The sequence below is a fragment of the Xanthomonas sp. MUS 060 genome, assembly GCF_000963215.1.
Classification (GTDB): domain Bacteria; phylum Pseudomonadota; class Gammaproteobacteria; order Xanthomonadales; family Xanthomonadaceae; genus Xanthomonas_A.
In genome coordinates this window covers 1-924 of sequence record NZ_JZIM01000101.1, presented here as the reverse complement: position 1 = coordinate 924, position 924 = coordinate 1, and the positions used below count along the sequence as shown (strand labels likewise).

General features: G+C 64.5%; 1 protein-coding gene. It reads right to left on the bottom strand.

Annotated features, from left to right (window positions below; all coding sequences use genetic code 11):
- Positions 1-119: 119 nt before the first annotated feature.
- On the bottom strand, positions 120-924 hold an 805-nt coding region (locus XANALMUS060_RS17215; RefSeq protein ID WP_200894118.1), incomplete at its 5' end, for a baseplate J/gp47 family protein.

The following is a 924-nucleotide window of genomic DNA, read 5'->3' as shown; positions in this document are numbered from 1 at the left end:
CGGTGGTCAGTGGCTGGTTGATCTGTTGCATCACTGCCATGCCACCTTGCCCATGACCGGGATCTGGCCGCTGGGCAATACGACGTTGGTGGTGGTCAGTGGCTGGTTGATCTGTTGCATCACTGCCATGCCACCTTGCCCATGACCGGGATCTGGCCGCTGGGCAATACGACGTTGGTGGTCGGTCGGCGTGAGCAGGACGTAATCCCACTCCTGGGCTGCAGAGGAAATCGCCGAACGCATGTGCGAGAGCAGGATCGTGCCGCCAGGCTGACCTTCGCGGGCGAGGTGAGCAGGACGTAATCCCACTCCTGGGCTGCAGAGGAAATCGCCGAACGCATGTGCGAGAGCAGGATCGTGCCGCCAGGCTGACCTTCGCGGGCGAGCAGGTCGGCTAGCTCTGCCACGATGGCTTGTTGAACGGCCAGGGTGTTGGGACTCAATCCTGCGATTGCAAAATTGATTGGCACGGCGAGCGGTGCGTAGACCGTCACATGTGCGGTGACCGGGCGAACCGTGTCGATGTAGGTCGCCACGGCAGCGATCTGTGCGGTCGAGGGAAGGACCGCGGTGCCTGCGCCATTGCCGTCGCAGACGAAGGCCACTCCCACGGTGCCTTCTCCGAATTGTTCGGCCACGACCGACCCAGGCGCGGGTAGCACCGCCGCCGGGTGCTGCCAGGGTCCATTGCACGTAGTCGTTGGCATCCCCGCCTTGCGGCGGTTTTTGGATACGCAGGCGCGGGTAGCACCGCCGCCGGGTGCTGCCAGGGTCCATTGCACGTAGTCGTTGGCATCCCCGCCTTGCGGCGGTTTTTGGATACGGTTCCGGAGTTTCTCGCGCAGACTATCGTCTAACTCGCGGTCGCCGCCGCCGCTCAGCGCGCCGAGGACGGCCGTGGTCTGCACGCCCAGTACCGGGGTG